Annotated in this window: 16 protein-coding genes; 14 read left to right on the forward strand and 2 right to left on the reverse strand. The window is 42.1% G+C overall.

The annotated features are described in order from the left end of the window. The first annotated feature begins 93 nt into the window (after positions 1–93). Entirely contained in the window at positions 94–942 is an 849-nt protein-coding gene (locus WAE64_RS14270; protein WP_340237552.1) for a glycine-rich domain-containing protein, read from the forward strand. Positions 943–1121: 179 nt separating this feature from the next. Here WAE64_RS14270 and WAE64_RS14275 read toward each other — a convergent pair whose 3' ends face one another. After that, positions 1122–1826 carry an NUDIX hydrolase gene (locus WAE64_RS14275; RefSeq protein ID WP_340237554.1) on the reverse strand — a complete coding sequence of 235 codons (705 nt, stop codon included), beginning with the start codon at positions 1824–1826 and terminating at the stop codon, positions 1122–1124. A 122-nt stretch (positions 1827–1948) separates the two neighbouring features. Here WAE64_RS14275 and WAE64_RS14280 point away from each other — a divergent pair, with 122 nt between their 5' ends. From WAE64_RS14280 to WAE64_RS14305, 6 genes are all read left to right on the forward strand, one after another. Further along, a complete protein-coding gene (locus WAE64_RS14280; protein ID WP_340237556.1) occupies positions 1949–3586 on the forward strand; it encodes a carboxylesterase/lipase family protein in 1638 nt (545 codons plus the stop codon). 183 nt (positions 3587–3769) lie between these two features. Further along, positions 3770–5371, forward strand: a complete 1602-nt coding sequence (locus tag WAE64_RS14285) for a carboxylesterase/lipase family protein (RefSeq protein WP_340237558.1) — start codon at positions 3770–3772, stop codon at positions 5369–5371. A gap of 501 nt (positions 5372–5872) precedes the next feature. Further along, entirely contained in the window at positions 5873–7843 is a 1971-nt protein-coding gene (locus WAE64_RS14290) for an alpha/beta hydrolase domain-containing protein (protein WP_340237560.1), read from the forward strand. A 39-nt stretch (positions 7844–7882) separates the two neighbouring features. Beyond that, positions 7883–9178: a CitMHS family transporter gene (locus WAE64_RS14295; RefSeq protein WP_340237561.1), complete on the forward strand. Its 1296-nt coding sequence runs from the start codon at positions 7883–7885 to the stop codon at positions 9176–9178. 9 nt (positions 9179–9187) lie between these two features. Next, complete coding sequence (locus tag WAE64_RS14300; protein ID WP_340237563.1) at positions 9188–10504, forward strand: acyclic terpene utilization AtuA family protein; 1317 nt, start codon at positions 9188–9190, stop codon at positions 10502–10504. Positions 10505–10645: 141 nt separating this feature from the next. Then, entirely contained in the window at positions 10646–10945 is a 300-nt protein-coding gene (locus tag WAE64_RS14305) for an AtuA-related protein (protein WP_340237564.1), read from the forward strand. Between the two features lie 3 nt (positions 10946–10948). On the opposite strand, the gene WAE64_RS14310 is transcribed toward WAE64_RS14305, so the two are convergent. Then, positions 10949–11902, reverse strand: a complete 954-nt coding sequence (locus tag WAE64_RS14310; protein ID WP_340237565.1) for an aldo/keto reductase — start codon at positions 11900–11902, stop codon at positions 10949–10951. Positions 11903–12322: 420 nt separating this feature from the next. On the opposite strand from WAE64_RS14310, the gene WAE64_RS14315 reads away from it, so the two are divergent. From WAE64_RS14315 to WAE64_RS14345, 7 genes are all read left to right on the forward strand, one after another. Then, positions 12323–12862 (forward strand): dihydrofolate reductase family protein, encoded by a 540-nt coding sequence (locus WAE64_RS14315; RefSeq protein ID WP_340237566.1) that lies wholly within the window; start codon positions 12323–12325, stop codon positions 12860–12862. 288 nt (positions 12863–13150) lie between these two features. Beyond that, entirely contained in the window at positions 13151–13696 is a 546-nt protein-coding gene (locus tag WAE64_RS14320; RefSeq protein ID WP_340237912.1) for an RNA polymerase sigma factor, read from the forward strand. Then, positions 13671–14507, forward strand: a complete 837-nt coding sequence (locus tag WAE64_RS14325) for a zf-HC2 domain-containing protein (RefSeq protein WP_340237567.1) — start codon at positions 13671–13673, stop codon at positions 14505–14507. Before WAE64_RS14320 ends, WAE64_RS14325 begins: the two co-directional genes overlap by 26 nt. 22 nt (positions 14508–14529) lie before the next feature. After that, positions 14530–15393, forward strand: coding sequence for a DUF4097 family beta strand repeat-containing protein (locus WAE64_RS14330; protein WP_340237568.1), 864 nt, complete (start codon positions 14530–14532; stop codon positions 15391–15393). A 2-nt stretch (positions 15394–15395) separates the two neighbouring features. Further along, on the forward strand, positions 15396–16226 hold the full coding sequence (locus tag WAE64_RS14335; RefSeq protein WP_340237569.1) for a DUF4097 family beta strand repeat-containing protein: 831 nt from the start codon (positions 15396–15398) through the stop codon (positions 16224–16226). 192 nt (positions 16227–16418) lie between these two features. After that, positions 16419–16889, forward strand: a complete 471-nt coding sequence (locus tag WAE64_RS14340) for a CAP domain-containing protein (protein ID WP_340237570.1) — start codon at positions 16419–16421, stop codon at positions 16887–16889. Positions 16890–17020: 131 nt separating this feature from the next. Continuing rightward, the gene (locus tag WAE64_RS14345; protein ID WP_340237571.1) at positions 17021–18460 is read left to right on the forward strand and encodes a serine hydrolase; all 1440 of its coding nucleotides are present in this window, start codon (positions 17021–17023) and stop codon (positions 18458–18460) included. The last annotated feature ends 37 nt before the right edge of the window (positions 18461–18497 follow it).

An 18497-nucleotide genomic window follows, 5' to 3' on the forward strand; every position in this document is an offset into this window, starting at 1 on the left:
CAACCTCTTCAAACTTTCCGCTGTCAATGAGCAAAATGAAGTGCTGAACAGCTCTTCTCTTACATAATCAATTTATAAACAAATTTGCTCTTTATGAAGTATGTATTTTGTATTATCGCATTTTTTTTATTTAAAATTGTCTCTGCTCAATCTTTTTCAGCAAATCCTTATACTGTTACGCTTCCTAATGTAAGCACTAATCAGCAAAATACCTTGTCTACTCAGCAGCCTGGTAGTTTAGTTTATAATTCTGAACAAAGTTCTGTTAACTATTTTAATGGTTATAATTGGAAGTCTCTCAGTAGTGGGCAGTATCCTAATACAAAGTATTTTACCTTACCTATGCATCTCACAACAAACAATGAGTTCGAGTGGATTGTACCTGCTAATGTCAATAAAATATTTGTAGAATTGTATAGTGGCGGAGGTTGTGGGTTTGATTCAGGTGGGGGGTGCGGTGGCAACTATGGTATTGTTACGGTTCCGGTTGTATCCGGACAGTTAGTGCGCTTTAAAGTAGGAGAAGGTTGTAGTAGGTTATATAATTCTAATTCAGGGGAAGCGAGTTATGTAAATGTAAACGACAATTATTTTACTGTATTAGGTGGCAATAGTTTCAATTTAACCAGTTATGCTTCACCATTCACTCTTAATATACCTAATGCTGAGGGTTTTGCTATTGCAGGCTCAAGCGGCACTTCAACAAAGGTGACTTATGCATATGATGGTACTGATGGCTATAAAATTTTTGAATATGGTAATGGAGGAAGTGCTCCATTCTATAATAATGGAGGGAAAGGCTCTAATGCAGTTAATAAGATAAATGCAGGAGGTAGTGCTTATGGAGCTACTTATGGAGGATTCCCAGGTGGTGGCGGCGGTGCTGTTGGGGGCGGCGGAAGTGTGAGAGGAGGAGACGGGCTGGTTATACTCCATTGGTAATCAGTTTTGCATATTATTGTATGTAAATTTACAAGAAAGCATAGCTGCGAATATAAGTAAGTGGTCTGACCCTAAATTTCCCCAATCAATTATCCGTTAGGTAAATAAGCAACATTTTCCAGCCAAAACACTATGCCGTGTGCCCTAAGTCCACGGCATAGTTCTTTTCCCTCCGCCACTTACTCCACACCCTCTTGCTTAAAACTATACAAAAACGGAGCTTTATGTGCCTTGCCCGAATATTGTTTGTCGTGGCGTTGCAGAAAATTAAGGCTTAACATTTTACGCTGAAAAGTAGTGCGGCGTAGTTTTTCGCCTAATATGGCCTCATAAACTTTTTGTAGCTCGTTCATGGTAAATAGGGGCGGTAACAAATTTACACCTACCAGTTTGCGTTCAAGGTTATCACGTAGGGTTTGCAAAGCTTTTTCTACAATCTGCTGGTGGTCTTGCATCAGCGGCGGTAGTTTATCAAGTGCATACCAATCGCAAGAGTCCGATAAAGCATCGGGCGTTGGCACTACCTTATCATAATTTATTAGGGCATAATAAGCAATAGAAATAAATCGGTCGAGCATCCAATGATTCTCAGCTACATCGTGCCCGTTGGCTTCCAGAATAGTTTTCATTACCCCAGGCTGAAAACGTGCCACATCGCCGAACGTATAAAACTGCTCAAGATAGATATTATCAAGCCCTGTGCGTTCTTTCAAACCTCTTCTTACGGCCGTGTTCAGGTCTTCGTCTAGTCTCACAAAACCACCGGGGAGCGCAAAAAAACCTGTATTATGGTATTTCATAATAAGTATTTTGAGCTTGTTGCCCGAAAAACCAAAAATGACTGAATCGTAAGCAATATGAGATAAATATTCCTTTACTTCCACGAGGCTGAGGGGTGTTTTTAATTTTTTGCAAATATAAATTTTTCAAAAATAAGTATGATTATTTCAAAAAACCAATTATTATTGTCACAAAATGAGACAATAACTAAATTTTATCAAAAAAAATGAGAAAAATATGCTATTTCGTTAGCCTATTTCTACTATCCAACATGATAGCAAATGCGCAGGGAAACAATAGCTTTGCCGTACAAACCACTATCGAAAACGGTGTAATAGAAGGAAACTATGATACTAAATCGGGAATTCAGACCTATTTTGGCGTACCATTTGCCAAACCACCGGTAGGAAACCTAAGATGGAAAGCCCCTCAACCCCTTGAAAACTGGAAAGGTGTAAAAGAAACCAAGAAATTTTCGGCAAGGCCGATGCAAACCGTAGTTTTTGGCGATATGAACTCCCGCTCAGAGGGCGTAAGCGAAGATTGCCTTTACCTGAACGTATGGACGCCTGCCAAACGTAATACCAAAGATTTACCAGTATTGGTTTACTTTTTTGGTGGTGGTTTTGTAGCCGGCGATGCCTCAGAGCCTCGTTATGATGGCGAAGCAATGGCCAAAAAAGGCATTGTAGCTGTAACAGTAAACTACCGTTTAAATATATTTGGCTTTTTTGCGCACCCTGAGCTAAGCGCCGAAGCACCTTATAAAGCATCAGGCAACTATGGCTTGCTTGACCAGGCTGCTGCCTTGAAATGGGTGCAAAAAAATATTGCTGCCTTTGGCGGAGACCCTAAAAAAGTAACTATCGCAGGTGAGTCGGCAGGTTCAATCTCGGTAAGTGCACAAATGGCATCGCCTTTATCAAGAGGTTTAATTGCCGGAGCAATCGGCGAAAGTGGTGCAGGTATCAACCCAACTTTAGCGCCTGTGCCATTGGCTGAAGCTGAGAAAGTAGGAGCAGAGTTTGCAAAAAATGCGGGCTACCCAACATTGGCGCAATTAAGAAAACTAAGTACTCGTGAAGTGTACGAGATTTATAACGAGTCGAAAAGATTTGGTTTCCCGACAGTTATCGACGGATATTTCTATCCTAAAACTATTGCGCAAATCTTTGCTGCCAAAGAGCAAGCGCAAGTGCCTTTATTGTTAGGTTGGAACTCGGCCGAAATTCCGGGGCAGGCTTTTATGTTCGGTCAGCCTTACAAAGACGAAGCCTACATTGCACGTGTGAAAAAAGAATACCCGAATGATTTTGAAGAAGTATTGAAACTGTATCCGCACGGTTCAGAAAAAGAAATTGAGTTGTCGGCTACCGCTTTGGCCTCTGACCGTTTTATTTCTTACAGCACCTGGAAATGGTTTGATTTACACCGTAACAACAGCTCGCAACCTGTGTACCGCTATTTGTACAGCAAACTACGCCCGGGCTTGGTTGACCAAACTATGGCATCTGGCCTGGCAGGTGGTACTGTTAAAAAAGATGGCAATACGCCTAAAGCACCAGAGCCTGTTGGTGCGCCGCACGCCTGCGAAATTGAGTATTGCATGGGCAACCTGCACTTGGTTAAGGAGTATGCATGGACAGCCGACGACTACAAAGTATCAGAAACTATGATGAACTATTTTGCTAATTTTATCAAAACCGGAAATCCGAATGGGGCGAAGTTACCTGAGTGGCCAGCAGCCAAAGCAGGTGACGCAACCCCTCCGGTGATGATACTGAACACGGAATCGAAAGCAGAAAACGCCAAAGACGACGCCCGCTATCTGTTTCTGGACAAAGCATATGGTAACAACAAATAAATGAGTGATGTCTGAACTTTGATTTACCTGATTTTATGATTAAACTGATTTTGTTAAATTAATTACTTAAGACTCTTTATGAGCAAAAAGTAAGTTCAGTGAAATCAGAGTAATCAGGTAAATCAAAGTTCAGATAAAATAATCACAAATCTCTTCTTTCATCCAATATCTATCCTTTAAGCAATGAAAAAAATTATCGTATCGCTGTTGGCGTTTTGCTTTGCAGCAGGTGCTTCGGCACAATTACAAACCGGAGAAAACGTAGCCGTAACCAATACCGATGCAGGTAAGGTGCGTGGCTATATTCACAACAAAATTTATACCTACAAGGGTATTCCGTATGCTGAGGCTAAACGCTTTGAGTCTCCGCAAAAACCTAAACCCTGGACAGGCGTTCGTAGCTCTTTAAGCTATGGCCCTGTTGCTCCGCTTATGACCCCGACCACAAGCGTGCAAGACGAATCAGAATTTGTATTTCACCACGATTGGGGCTTTACAAGCGAAGATTGTATGCGCCTGAACGTATGGACGCCGGGTATCAGCGACGGTAAAAAACGCCCTGTATTATTCTGGATTCACGGCGGTGGTTTTACTGCGGGTTCATCGCAGGAATTACCCTCTTATGATGGCGAGAATCTGGCTAAAAAAGGCGATGTAGTTGTTGTTTCTATCAATCACCGCCTCAATATTCTGGGTTATCTTGATTTATCAGCTTATGGCGATAAATTCAAACAATCGGCTAACCTAAGTATTGTTGACATGGTTGCGGCTCTTGAGTGGGTAAAAGCCAATGTTGCCAACTTTGGTGGAGACCCTAACAACGTAACTATTTTCGGCCAATCGGGTGGTGGTGCAAAAGTAAATACACTTATGGCTACCCCATCGGCTAAAGGATTATTTGCCAAGGCTGTCAACCAGAGTGGTGCATTCAGCACAGCACTTCTGGAAAAATCTGATACGCAGTTAATAGGTGCAGAGGTATTAAAAGCCCTTAACTTACAGCCCAATCAGGTAGATGAGATACAAAAAGTACCTTATGCCGATTTAGTAGCTGCAGGTAACAAAGCACTTAAAATTGTGGGTGATAAACTAAAAGCAGAAGGCAGAGCAACGGGTGCTTTTGGTGTAAGCTGGGGCCCAAGCCGTGACGGCGAGTTTTTACCTTATCAGTTTACTGATGCTAAAGCAGTTGAATTATCAAAAAATATTCCGTTGCTGATTGGTACTGTGAAAAACGAATTTATGGCTTCGTTGTTCAGCGGTATGTCGAATGCCAGTGCCGAGCAGGTAAACGATTTCTTGAAGAAAAGATACAACACTAAAGCTGATGCTTATATTGCCGCAGCGAAAAAAGCATTTCCGAACGATACAAAACCAACTGATTTGATGGACATCGATTTGATGTTCCGCCCGGGTGCAGTTGCGCAGGCAAATGCTAAAGCAACAGCAGGCGGTGCACCGGTATATGCCTATATGTTTACGTGGCAGTCGCCGGTGATGGATGGTAAATACAAAGCACTACACTGTATGGAATTACCATTTGTGTTTAACAACATTGCCCGTTGCGAAGAAATGACCGGAGGCGGAAAAGACGCATACGCATTGGCCGACAAAATGAGCCAGGCATGGATAAACTTTGCAAAAACAGGAAACCCAAATGCTAGCGGACTTCCGAAATGGGAGCCATATACAGTAGAAAAAGGTGCAACTATGTTTTTTGATAACACCAGCACTATTCGTTACCACCACGACAAAGAATTGCTAGAGGTTGTAGCACAAAAATAAAGTTTAGGTAAATGAGCATTGGGTGGTATTGATTTGATGAGCCAGTTGATTTCCCTGTTTATTTAGTGAGGTTTAAACAGGAAATATCAGCCTGATTACTGATTCGGTCGATATTACAAAACGAAATACAGGTTCAATCATCCAATAGCTTATTTGCTGATAATTTGTTCGTATTTCAAATGTTTCATACGCTTGGTTTTTCAATATTATTGATGGCTGCCTTGGTATAATCCATCAAATAATATTTTGGTTTATTCTATTCAGCAGAATATATTCGCTGATTCATTCTTGAATAACTCTCTGCTATATTTTAGCCAGAGAGTTATTTCTTAAAAAGCAATATTCTCTTTTAGCCAATAGAGCATACATATAATTTTACTAAAACAAAACTAGCTTCACGCCAGGGGTATAAATTATTCTGCATTGAGTAAAATACTCTGAAAAACCGCCTCTCCTTATTTTTGAGGAGAGGTTGGTGTGAGGTGAAACACTAACCCGACCATGAAAAAAGCACTCTTTCTGCTATTGTCCCTAAGCCTTTGGGTATCTACAAGCCAAGCTAAAATTGTCAGGATTTTTATTGATAAAACCGAACTCTATGCCAATGGCAGGCAGTTTGGTTCTGCGGGGCAATACCAACGCCTTACGGGCCGGGCATTTGGCGAAGTAAGCCCATCAGATATTCATAACAGCATCATACAAGATATTGCACTTGCGCCTCGTAATGCACGTGGAATGGTTGAGTACGAAATGGAATTTGTGTTGCTGAAACCGCTCGACTTAAACAAAAGCAATCAATTACTATTTTATAATGTTCCTAATCGTGGAAACGTGTTTCCGGCCGATACAAGCCTGATGAAAAGAGGTTATATTTACCTGTGGAGTGGCTGGCAAGGCGATATTTTTGGCGATAATAAACTAAAAATAAAAGTACCCGTAGCCACGCAAGACGGCAAAGAAATAATAGGCAGCCTGCACACCGAATTTATCGTGTCAGACAAAACACCTACACAAAACCTGAGTGCAGGGGCGTTTAGTGCCCAGTTTCATAAAGCTTACGAAACCGTTTCTTTAAATAATACTACTGCCACACTAACCAGACGCATTCATGCAGCCGACGAGCCCGAACTTGTACCCCATAACGAATGGGCTTTCGCCGATTGTACACAAGAAACTTTTCCGGGTAAACCCAGCACTACGCAGATTTCGCTCAAAGATGGTTTCGACCCAAATTATATTTATGAACTCAATTATACGGCTAAAAATCCACTGGTTTTGGGTTTGGGCTTTGCAGCTACCCGTGATATTGTTTCGTTTTTCAGGTATTCGCAGCAGGCCGATAATCTATTAGCTAACCAAACCAAAGCAGCCATAGGCGTAGGTGTATCGCAATGTGGTAATTTTCTTCGTAGTTTTCTGCATCTAGGCTTCAATGCCGATGAAGCCGATAAACCTGTTTTTGATGGCGTAAACGTACACATCGGCCCAAGAAGAATCACGCTTAATGTGCGCTTTGGCCGTCCGGGTGGCGGAGGTATGCAGCACGAAGAGGTGCTCTTTCCGGGCAACGAAGCACCTTTTACTTGGGCGAGCACCAAAGACCCGCTATCAGGTATTGAAGGTGGTATTTTAGATGTTTGCCAGCAACAAGGTTTTGTACCTAAAATTATGCATACCCTAAGTTCGACAGAATACTGGCAGTCTCGTATGTCGCTACGCACTACCGATGTGTATGGTACTAAAGATTTAGACCTACCTGAAAACCTGCGAATCTATCTGTTTGCCAGTACCCAGCATACGCCTGCTTTTAGCGCAAATATCAACAAACTCACAGGTTTTCCGTCGAACCCCAATAATTATATGGATGCCTGGCGAGCCTTGCAGATTGCCTTGGAACGATGGGTAATGGAAGGCCGAACCCCACCTAAAAGTATTTATCCGACCATTAAAGGTAAAACACTAGCTAAGGGAAGCGAAATCGGCTGGCAACCAATGGCAAATGTACCGTTCAGAGGGTTAGTGAATGGTATAGAAGTAAGAGATTTCGGCCCTGAATTTGATGAGAAAATGATGTCGGGGATTCTAAGCGAAAAACCGATTGTGAGCAAAGACAAACAATATACCGTATTAGTACCAAAAGTAAATGCCGATAACAACGAGCTGGGCGGCTTAACAACCCTTACGCAAAGAGTGCCTTTAGGAACTTACACAGGCTGGAGCTTGCGCAAAGCTGGCTACGGCGAGAGCGATTTGGCCGTGCTTGAGGGTATGTACATACCTTTTGCCAAAACAAAGGCCGAACGCTTAGCAAACAGCGATACCCGATTATCGTTGCAAGAACGTTACCAAAACGAGCGTAAGTATGCAAAAAAGGTAAAGAAAGCAGCCCTGAAAATGATAAAACAAGGACTGATGCTGCCGGAAGATGCCGAGAGAGAAATAAAGAAAGCCGAAAACCTGAAATTATTTTGAGTAAGACCCATTAACCGATAATTAATTAACCATACCCTTATGCTTGCACTTTTAGGTTTTGCTACCATTGTTATTTTTCTGATTTTAATAATCACCAAAAAACTATCGGTTATTACTGCGCTGGTAGTAGTACCTATTGTTTTTGGCCTATTGGCAGGTTTTAATCCTAAAGAGTTAGGCGATATGATGCTGGCCGGAATCAAACAGGTAGCACCTACGGGTATTTTGTTGATGTTTGCCGTGCTGTATTTTGCCACCATGCTCGATGCAGGTCTGTTCGACCCCGTTATTGCTTTCATTATTCGTTCAGTAAAAGGCGACCCAATGAAAGTTATCATCGGCACGGCTATCCTGACTATGATTGTACATTTGGATGGCGACGGTACGGCTACATTCATGATTGTATTGTCGGCGTTTTTGCCAATCTATAAGCAACTCAAAATCAATCGCCTCATATTGTCGGGTATTGTGGCGCTTAGTGTTGGTCCTTTGCATCTGGTGCCTTGGTCGGGTACTTCGGCCAGAGCTATTTCAACGCTTAAATCAGATGCTGTGCATATTTTTAATCCTAATATTCCGGCTATTCTGGGCGGTATTGCTTGGGTGCTTTTTGTGGCATATATCTTCGGTAAAAGAGAACGTAAACGCTTGGGCGTGCTAGATTTTCAGTACAATCATCAGGAAAACCTAAGTGAAGCGCAACGAGAGCTAAGAAGACCTAAACTAATTTGGGTGAACGCCATTATGACTGTTACCTTGATTGTAATCTTGATGATGGGTTGGATTCCGGCTCCGGCACTATTTGTCGTTGCCAGTATGATAGCCCTATTGGTGAATTATTTTAAGCTGGCCGACCAGCAAAAGGTGCTTAAAAGTCATGGGACAAATATCTTTATGGTATCAAGTATGATATTTGCTGCCGGAATTTTCTCTGGAATCCTGACAGGCTCAAAAATGATAGAGGCAATGGCTACCACGCTGGTTTCGCTGATTCCTGAGCATCATGCAGGTTGGTTGCCAACGCTTACGGCGCTTACAAGTATGCCTGCCAGTATGTTGTTTACACCCGATGCTTATTACTTTGGCGTTGTGCCCATTCTGAGCCAGACCGCCACCGAATTTGGCATCGACCCGCTCGAAATTGGCCGTGCGGCATTGTTGGGACAAATGACTGTGGGCTTTCCCTTAAGTCCGCTAACAGCCTCAACTTTCTTGTTGATAGGCTTATGTGAGGTTGATTTGGGCGAACATCAGAAATTTGTATTCAAATGGGCATTAGGAACAACCATAGTTATGACAATAGTAGCCTTGCTCACGGGGTCTTTGCATTTATAAAAGAAAACTATGAAACAAAAAATAAGAATAGGTTGCGGTGCAGGGTTTTCGGGCGATAGGCTTGAACCTGCCGTGGTACTAGCCGAAAAAGGTGAATTAGACTATCTGGTTTTAGAATGTCTGGCCGAACGAACCATTGGTTTAGCCCAGAAACGCAAGCTACAAGACCCCACCAAAGGCTACGACCCGCTGCTCGAACGCCGAATCGAAAGCCTTTTGCCATTACTGGTACAGAATAACATACGCCTTATTACAAACATGGGGGCGGCCAATCCGGTGGCAGGAGCGAAGAAGATAGTTGAAATAGCACAAGCGCAAGGTTTAGCCGTAAAAGTAGCCGCCGTTTATGGCGATGATGTTTTTGCACATATTTCGCCTGAAACATTGGCTACTGAAACAAACCAGCCGCTTAGTAATAGTGGTGAGTTAGTATCTGCCAATGCTTACATGGGTGTTGAAGGTATTTTGAATGCATTAGAAGCCGATGCACAGATTATTATTACTGGTAGGGTAGCCGACCCGTCGCTCTTTCTTGCGCCGATGATACATGAATTTGGCTGGCAAACCGATAATTATGATTTAATGGGCAAAGGCACTGTTATCGGCCATTTGCTCGAATGCGCAGGGCATATCACAGGCGGTTACTACGCCGACCCAATCAAAAAGCCAGTAGCCGATATGGATAAACTCGGTCATCCTTTTGCCGATGTAAGTGCCGACGGTTCGGCCATTATCAGCAAGGTAGCAGGCACGGGTGGAGTAGTAAACTTGCAAACCGCCAAAGAGCAATTATTATATGAAGTAATTAACCCTTACGAATATTATACGCCTGATGTAATAGCTGATTTTACAACGGTATATCTGAAAGAAATAGGCGAAAATCAGGTACAAGTAACAGGCGGAACGGGTAAAGCCAAACCACAAACCTACAAAGTAAGTGTAGGCTATAAAGCCTTTTACTTAGGCGAGGGCGAAATAGCCTACGCAGGTGCATCAGCCTTAGAAAGAGCACACCTGGCAGGCGATACGCTAGAGAAACGCCTAAGCCCCAGATTCTCAGATTTACGGATTGATTACCTCGGCAATAACGCCGTTCACAGAACCAATTTCGGGCATACCGAAACGCCTTATGAAATACGCTTGCGAGTAGCCGCAAAAGCCAGTAATCCTGCCGATGCAGCCCTGATTGGCGAAGAAGTAGAAGCCCTCTACACCAACGGCCCAGCCGGAGGCGGAGGCGTAAGAAAATACGTAAACGAAGTAATAGGCATAGTGTCGACCTTGATAGATAGAAAAGATTTAAAACCGCAGGTGAGTATTTTCTAATGTTGAATTGTGAATGGCGAATTAGCGAATATTGTTGTGAAACATTGTGCCTTAGTGTACATAGTGGCAATAAATTCGTTGATATTGGCCACTTGCAGTTCGTTATATACTAATTCACCATTCGCTAATTCGCAATTAAACATGAAGCTCTACGAAATAGCCCATAGCCGTGCCGGAGACAAAGGCAATACTCTCACCCTCTCGCTGATTCCGTATAAAGAATCAGACTACCAAATGCTTTGCACTACTGTAACTGCCGATAGCGTAAAAAAGCACCTATCTGCAGTAGTATCCGGCGAAATCATCAGGTACGAATTACCCAATATTCATTCACTATTATTCGTCTGCCAGAATGCGCTTTTGGGCGGAGTAACCACCTCACTAGCTATCGATACCCATGGCAAGGCTTTGAGCTATGCTTTGTTGGAGATGGAGGTTTAGCCCTCACTCATCCCAAAGATTCTCCACGGTATAATCACTACCCTCAAGGCACCAGAAATCGCCTTTTATGTAGCGGTAATGCTTGTCTAGTTCATTCATTCTATCCATTTGTCCGGCTGATAGCGTAATGTCTGCCGCTGCCAGATTTTCTTTCAGACGCTCAGGATTAACCGATTTCGGAATCACAGATGTGCCTCTGTTTATAGCCCAGGCCAGCATTACCTGTGCTGCTGTGCAGCCCTTTTCTTGTGCAATATTCAATATAGTTTTATTCTCAAATAGCTTAGGTTCATTTGCTGAAACCCGACTTGCAGGGCGGTCAGCCGAACCCAGCGGACAAAAGCCTGTGATAGCAATGTTATTCTGCTTGCCAAAATCTACCAGTGCTTTTTGTTGGTTAAATGGCTGTAATTCTATTTGCAGCGCTTCGGGCAATACGCCTGTTGCATCATGTACCTCGTTTATTTTCTTGATACTGAAATTGGAAACGCCAATGTGTTTTGTTAAACCTTTCTCTTTCAGCACTATCATTGCCCGCCATGTTTCACTAAGCGGCAGCTCGCTCAGGCTTATCATCTCTTCAGCATTTTTCGGATAATCAACATCATAAGCCAGCGCAATAGGCCAATGAATAAGGTATAAGTCGAGATAATCTAATTGCAGATTTTTCAAGGTCTCTTCAATAGCCGGAAGCGCATCTTGCGGCCGGTGTCGGTTATTCCAGAGTTTAGAGGTTATCCAGAGGTCTTCACGTTTCACCTCATTGTTTTTGATAGCGTCAGCAAAAGCCTGTCCGATTTCACTCTCGTTGCCGTAAATGTGGGCACAGTCAAAATGCCTGTAACCAATTTCAATAGCCGTTCTGATGGTCTGATAAATTTCCCCCTTGGTCGACTTCCACGTTCCAAGCCCCAAAGCAGGCATTAAATCGCCGTTACTAAATGTCAGATATTTCATACAATATGATTAGGTAATAGAATACGTGCGAAAATACAGAAATGCCCCAATAAAAAAAATTAAGCACCTAAGTTACTATCGTTATTAAGATTTTATTTAATTTTGACTCATAAAATCTCGCATAGAGCCAATCATGGTAACAGTAGCATAAGTTTGTCGACACAGACAAATCATCACAAATCTTCATTTTTCAAAAGCGCAAAGAGGCACATAGCTTCTTTATGGCTTAATTAATCATTTATTTTAAACAAAAAATCTCCCTAAGTAGCACTAGGCGTAGACTCTTTTTTGCAAAAGCATATCTAAGAGATGAATGTTATGTAAAGAATTAGTTAATCACTAACTCACACAATCACTCATTCACTCAATAAAAACGTAGCAAAAGAGTCCCCCTTCAGGGGCTAGGGGTGTCTTTATCTTATGAGAAAAATAGTGTATTACGTAGCGGTGTCGGTAGATGGCTTTATCTCCGGCCCCAATGATGATATTTCAGGGTTTGTGCAAGAAGGCACAGGTGTAACCCAGTATTTTCAGGATTTACAAACTTTTGATACCGTAATTATGGGCCGAAACACCTACGAATACGGTTATAAATTTGGTGTACAACCCGGCCAGCCGGCGTATCCGAATATGAAACACTACATATTTTCAGACTCAGTGGTTTTCGAAAATCCGCACCCTGATGTTAAAGTACTGAATCGTGATGTAGCGCACATCAAAGCCTTGAAGTCCGAACCAGGCACAGATATTTATCTATGTGGCGGTGGAGAATTTGCAGGCTGGTTGCTCGATAATCAGTTGATTGACGTTCTGAAAATCAAAGCCAATCCATTAATTCAAGGCGAAGGTGTAAGGCTGTTTGGTTCGTCAAGCACCAAAGTAAAACTCAAGCGAATCGATTTACAAGAGCATGACAATAGCTTACAGATTGTTTCGTATGAGATTGGGTATTTGAAGTAATTCTTGTTTTACCACGGAGTATCACCGAGTTATCGCACGGAGTAACACTGAGTTTAAATCCTCTGTGAAACTCCGTGTAAAACTTAGTGAAACTCCGTGGTTATAAATTTTTTAAAATAATTTCACAAACACAATCGTCTTATTATCAATAAATTACATTAATTTCAAAAAAGATTTTATATTTTTTTGAAATTTCTCTGTAACCTTCTTTCAGTATCACGGTTTCCACTTCGAATTTGATAAACAACATACATCCGTAAACGTGTGAAGACACAAGATAATCTACTAATGCTACAAGTAAAAGCAGGCGACCTCGACAAAATGGGGCTTCTGTTTGAGCGATATAATCGCCCATTGTTTGGGTTTCTGTATCACATGACAGGAGACTCTCAGACAAGCGAAGACCTTGTGCAGAATGTATTTTATCGGATGTTGAAATACAGGCATACTTTTACGGCCGAAGGAGAGTTCCATACCTGGATGTATCATCTGGCCCGCAATGTGATTAACGATTCTTATAGACAGAATAAACAGGCATCGCAGCACTATGATGTAGAAAACTACGCCGAACGCATAGGAGGAGGAACCACCGCCGACGAAGAACTGGAAAAAAGCCAGGAAACAGAAATGTTGCAAAAGGCTATGGACAAGCTAAGCCCTGAGCACAAAGAGGTGCTTGTTATGAGCCGCTATCAGGAACTAAAGTACGAAGAGATAGCCAGCATTCTGAACACCACCGAAGGCGCCATAAAAGTAAGAGTACACCGTGCCATGAACGAATTGAAAAAACACTTTTTAAAAATAACAAATGGAAGCAAAGCTCATGAATTGTGAACACGCAGGTGAAATGATGGTAGACTGGCTTAATAACCAGATGCCCGCATCAGAGAGGGCGGCTTTTGAACTCCACCTGAATACCTGTGCCGATTGTCAGAAAGAATTACAGGCTACCCGCCAGCTTTGGGAAGTGATGGGCAACGTAGCTGTGCCTAAACCGAGCGATAATCTGCCGATTCAGTTTTATACAATGCTTGAAACCTTTAAAGGAGCCGAGAATAAAAAAGTAAACAAAACGGCATTCTGGGAAGACCTCAGAAATAAAATTGAAGGGCTTTTTACACCAAGAATGTTGTTGAGGCTCACTTATAGTATGTTTCTGCTTATGATAGGCTTAGGAACAGGCTACTGGCTCAACGACCGCCGTACACCTGATTATCAGGGACAGATTCAGGTCTTATCAGACCAGGTGCAGGACATGAATCAGAAAATGATGCTTACCCTGCTCGAAAACTCTTCGGCCACCGAGCGACTTCGTGCCGTGAGTTACACCAAAGAAATAAACGAGGTAGACGGGCAAGTGGTTGAGGCGCTGCTAAGTACCCTCAATAACGACTCAAACGTAAACGTACGTTTAGTAACGCTGGAAGCACTCGTACAACTGGCCGACAACCCAAAAGTAAGAGAGGGCCTGGTGCAATCTATCTTAAAGCAAGATACCCCGCTTGTGCAAGCAGCGTTGGCCGATGTGATGGTTCAACTTGAAGAAAAACGCTCGATTCGCCCACTGCAACGATTATTGGAACAAGATAATGTTGATGTTATCGTGAAAACCAAAATCAAAGAGACTATTAAGGCACTGTCTTAAACAAGAACAAAAATACAAAATTATGAAATCGTTTTTAATCCTACTTTTAGCAGGTGTGGTACTTTCTTGTGCCCCTGCTACGGCGCAGAAGCCAGAATTTAAAGAGCACATAAGTAAGCAATTTGATTTAAAAAAGCCTGCTAACCAAACCGTGCTGGGTGTTTACAATATCGATGGAAACATCAAGGTTGAAAGCTATTCGGGTAGCAAAGTAATGATAGAAATAGACAAAACTATTTCAGGCAAAACACAAGAGATCGTCAACGAAGGCAAGGCAGAGTTTCAAATGGAATATGCAGAAACAGGCGATAGTATTCTGGTTTACATAAAAGAGCCCTATTATTCAAGGCCTCATTCGGGTTCACGAAACCGTGAATGGCAACGAAGAATAGAGTACCGTGTTAACCTTAATTTTACAATAAAAGTCCCGGCCGACATCAACCTGCATGTATCAACTGTAAACAATGGCGAAATTGATGTGAAAAATGTAACAGGGGCTATTAACGCCAAAAACATTAACGGAGGTATTGCATTGCTTAATGCCAAAGGCGCAACCGATGTGCATACAATCAATGGCGATGTAACGATTAATTACCTGACGAGCCCTCCTGAAAAATCATCGTATTATACGCTGAACGGAAACATCAGAGTAACGTATCCGGCATCGTTTTCGGGCGACTTACAATTCAAAAGTTTTAATGGCCAGTTCTTTACCGATTTCCCGACCGAAGTACTGGCGCCGGAAGTAACTAAAAATACTGAGCATAAAGGCGATAGAACCGTCTATAAGCTCGATAAAAACACCTCAATCCGCATCGGAAACGGGGGCAGAAAATTCAAATTCGAAACGTTCAACGGAAACATTTATATTAAAAAACAATCGTAACAATGAAAAAGAGTAAAATAATTATCGCTGGCTTAGTATTGATGTCGATTATTGGAATCAGACCCTTATTTGCACAAGGAGAAATAAAAGAACAATTGGTTGTGCCACTAAGCGACCCATCAAAACCAGGCTCATTAAGAGTAGAATTAATACACGGTTCTATCAAAATAGCAGGCTATGCAGGTAAAGAGGTAGTGATTGATGCCGAAACTACGCCTGTCAATAATAAAAGAGAAAGAGTAGACGAGTCGGCTAGCGGAATGAAGCGCATCACACCTCGTGGTGGTCTTGATTTAACAGCCGAAGAAAGAAACAATAAAGTAACCGTATCTTCTCACTCTGTTCGTCAACCCGTGAATCTGACAATAAAAGTGCCTCAACAATTTTCGTTAAAAGTCAGCACAGTTAATAACGGCGACATTGTGATTGAAAACGTATCGGGCGAGTTGGAAATCAACAACGTAAACGGAGCAATTACTATGAACAACATTTCGGGGTCGGCCGTAGCCAATACAGTAAACGGTGTGCTGAAAGCCAATTTCAAGAGCGTAACCGATTCGCCGATGGCCTTCACAACCCTAAACGGGAACGTTGATGTTACTTTTCCGGCAAATGCCAAGATGAATATAAAAGTAAAATCAGACCGTGGCGAAGTGTATAGCGACTTCGATATGGATATTGATAAATCGGCCCCTAAGGGTGTGCGTAGCAACCAGAATGGTATGTATAAAGTGAGTGTCGATGAGTGGGTTCAAGGTAAAGTAAATGGCGGTGGCAGCGAGATAATGATGAAAAACATGCACGGCAATATTTACATCCGCAAAGCAAAATAAGAGTATCTTAAACTGCATTTAACAAAATTATGAAAAGCAAGCAATCCGGCCGAGCATCTGCCGGATTGCACAATTAAAAAGATCTTTATTGGTTTATGTCTGCACAACTTGTTTTTTTTATAAAATATTGCTTATCTGAGTAACCATTTTCTTTCTCCATAGAATTAATGAAAAAATTAAAATTGGAGAAAAATGAAGAAAACTTTTCTAATCCTTCTTTTATCAGTTTTACTGACAAACATTCTGACACGCTCATTTGCAAAAGCCTATTTACCTGAAACTGATTCTACGAGCATAAGGTTAAGCATTCTGCAAAATATTAATGCTTATAGAGCTGCAAAAAACCTTAAACCTGTAATTCTTTTATCAGTTCTCAATGAAATAGCACATGAGCACAGTAAAGACATGAGCTTGGGTAAAGTTGCTTTTGGACATGATGGATTCAGAAATCGTATAGATAAAATTAAACATTCGATGGGAAGTTTACGACCATGTGCTGAAAATGTTGCTTACGGACCCTTATCAGAGAGCCAGGTTGTAGAGCAATGGATAAAAAGTGAAAAGCATAGAGAGATTTTAGAAGGCGATTACAAACTGGCTGGTATAGGAATAGCAACAGATAAAATGGGATACCCTTATTTTACCCTTATTTTCGTTAACTGATGCACATTGCTTATAATTGAAATTTTTACAACCTTGCAGGGTAAATACGTATATGGTCGTTTTGTGATGGAAAAGTAGTTTAAAATCTGGCCATACTGATACGAACGATGCTTTAACTTTACCCCTAACCAATGAGAAAATTCCTTTTAAGCCTTAGCGCAGTTCTTTGTGTATGTTTGTCGGTTTATGCCCAAAGAGTAAAAAAGCCTAAACTTCCGCCAAGCAAAAGCAAGCAGATTCATACGTTCATTTCTAATATTCACCAAGACGGACAATTTTCCGGTGCCTTATTAGTGGCCGAACAAGGGCGGCTTATCTACAAAAAAGCTTTTGGCTATGCCAACCGCCAAACCGAAGAGCTTTTTACGAACCAAACCCCGTGTTACATTGGCTCTATCAGCAAGCAGTTTACCGCAATGGGTATTATGGTGCTACAAGAATGCGGCAAACTCAACTACAATCAATCAATCCGCAGTTTTTTTCCTGAGTTACCTCCATGCATGCAGCCTGTTACGGTTTTGCATTTGTTGCGCCACACAGGCGGCCTCGCCTTGTTTGGCGATTATCCAGACATGAACGAGCAAGATGTGTTTAATATGCTCGCAAAACAAGAAAGTCTACGCTTTAGCCCCGGTGATAAATTTGAGTATTGCAATGCCGGATACACGCTGCTGGGCATGATTATAGAAAAAGTATCGGGCGAGAGTCTTAACGATTTTCTTACTACAAATATCTTTGCGCCCATAGGTATGAAAAACACCTATGTAAACAGCATGGCTTTAAGAGACCGCAAAAGAGCAACAGGCTATTATGTGTTTGGCGACGAAAACAACTACGATACTTTTGTAGGTGGCTCGGCCTCGGTGGTATCAACCATTGAAGATATGTATCTGTGGGATAAAGCCTTAGCCAACCCGACTATTGTTTCGAAGAAAACCCTTGCGAAAGCCTTTGAGGCCGATAAACTCACCAATCAGGACGAAATGTATGGAACAAAAGGCTATGGTTTCGGCTGGTTTGTGTCTCAGAAAAACGCAAAAAAAATAGTACAGCACGATGGTGGCTTTGGCGGATTCCGTTCTTACATAGAGCGCCAGCCTGAGCAGCAGAACACCATTATTTTTATTAGCAATGTTCGCCATTCAATCACGGGGCAGATACGTGAGGGTATCAACAATATTCTGGAAGGCAAACCCTATACAATTCCGAAAAGCTCATGGGCTAATAAACTCATTGAGCGTGCCAACAGCATAGGCATGGCCAATGCAATAGCCGAATATAAACGCACAAAAAACACCGACGAAGGCCGCAGCTATTATTTCAACGAAAGCGAATTTAATTCGCTGGGCTATTACCTGATGCGCAACAAACGCATAGAAGATGCCATTAAGTTTTTTGTACTGAATACCGAAGAAAACCCAACATCGGCCAATGCTTTTGATAGCCTCGGCGAAGCCTACCTGAATGCCGGAATGAAAGAACTGTCGGAGCAAAGCTATAAAAAATCACGGGAGTTGAGCGAGGCTCGAAGTAGTACTCAGAAAACCTCTGAGAAAATTACTAAACAATAGGGGAGATAATGGAGCAGGCAAACAATAATTTGGCCGA

It is taken from the genome of Emticicia soli (assembly GCF_037860775.1).
In the GTDB taxonomy this organism is placed as follows: Bacteria; Bacteroidota; Bacteroidia; order Cytophagales; family Spirosomataceae; genus Emticicia; species Emticicia soli.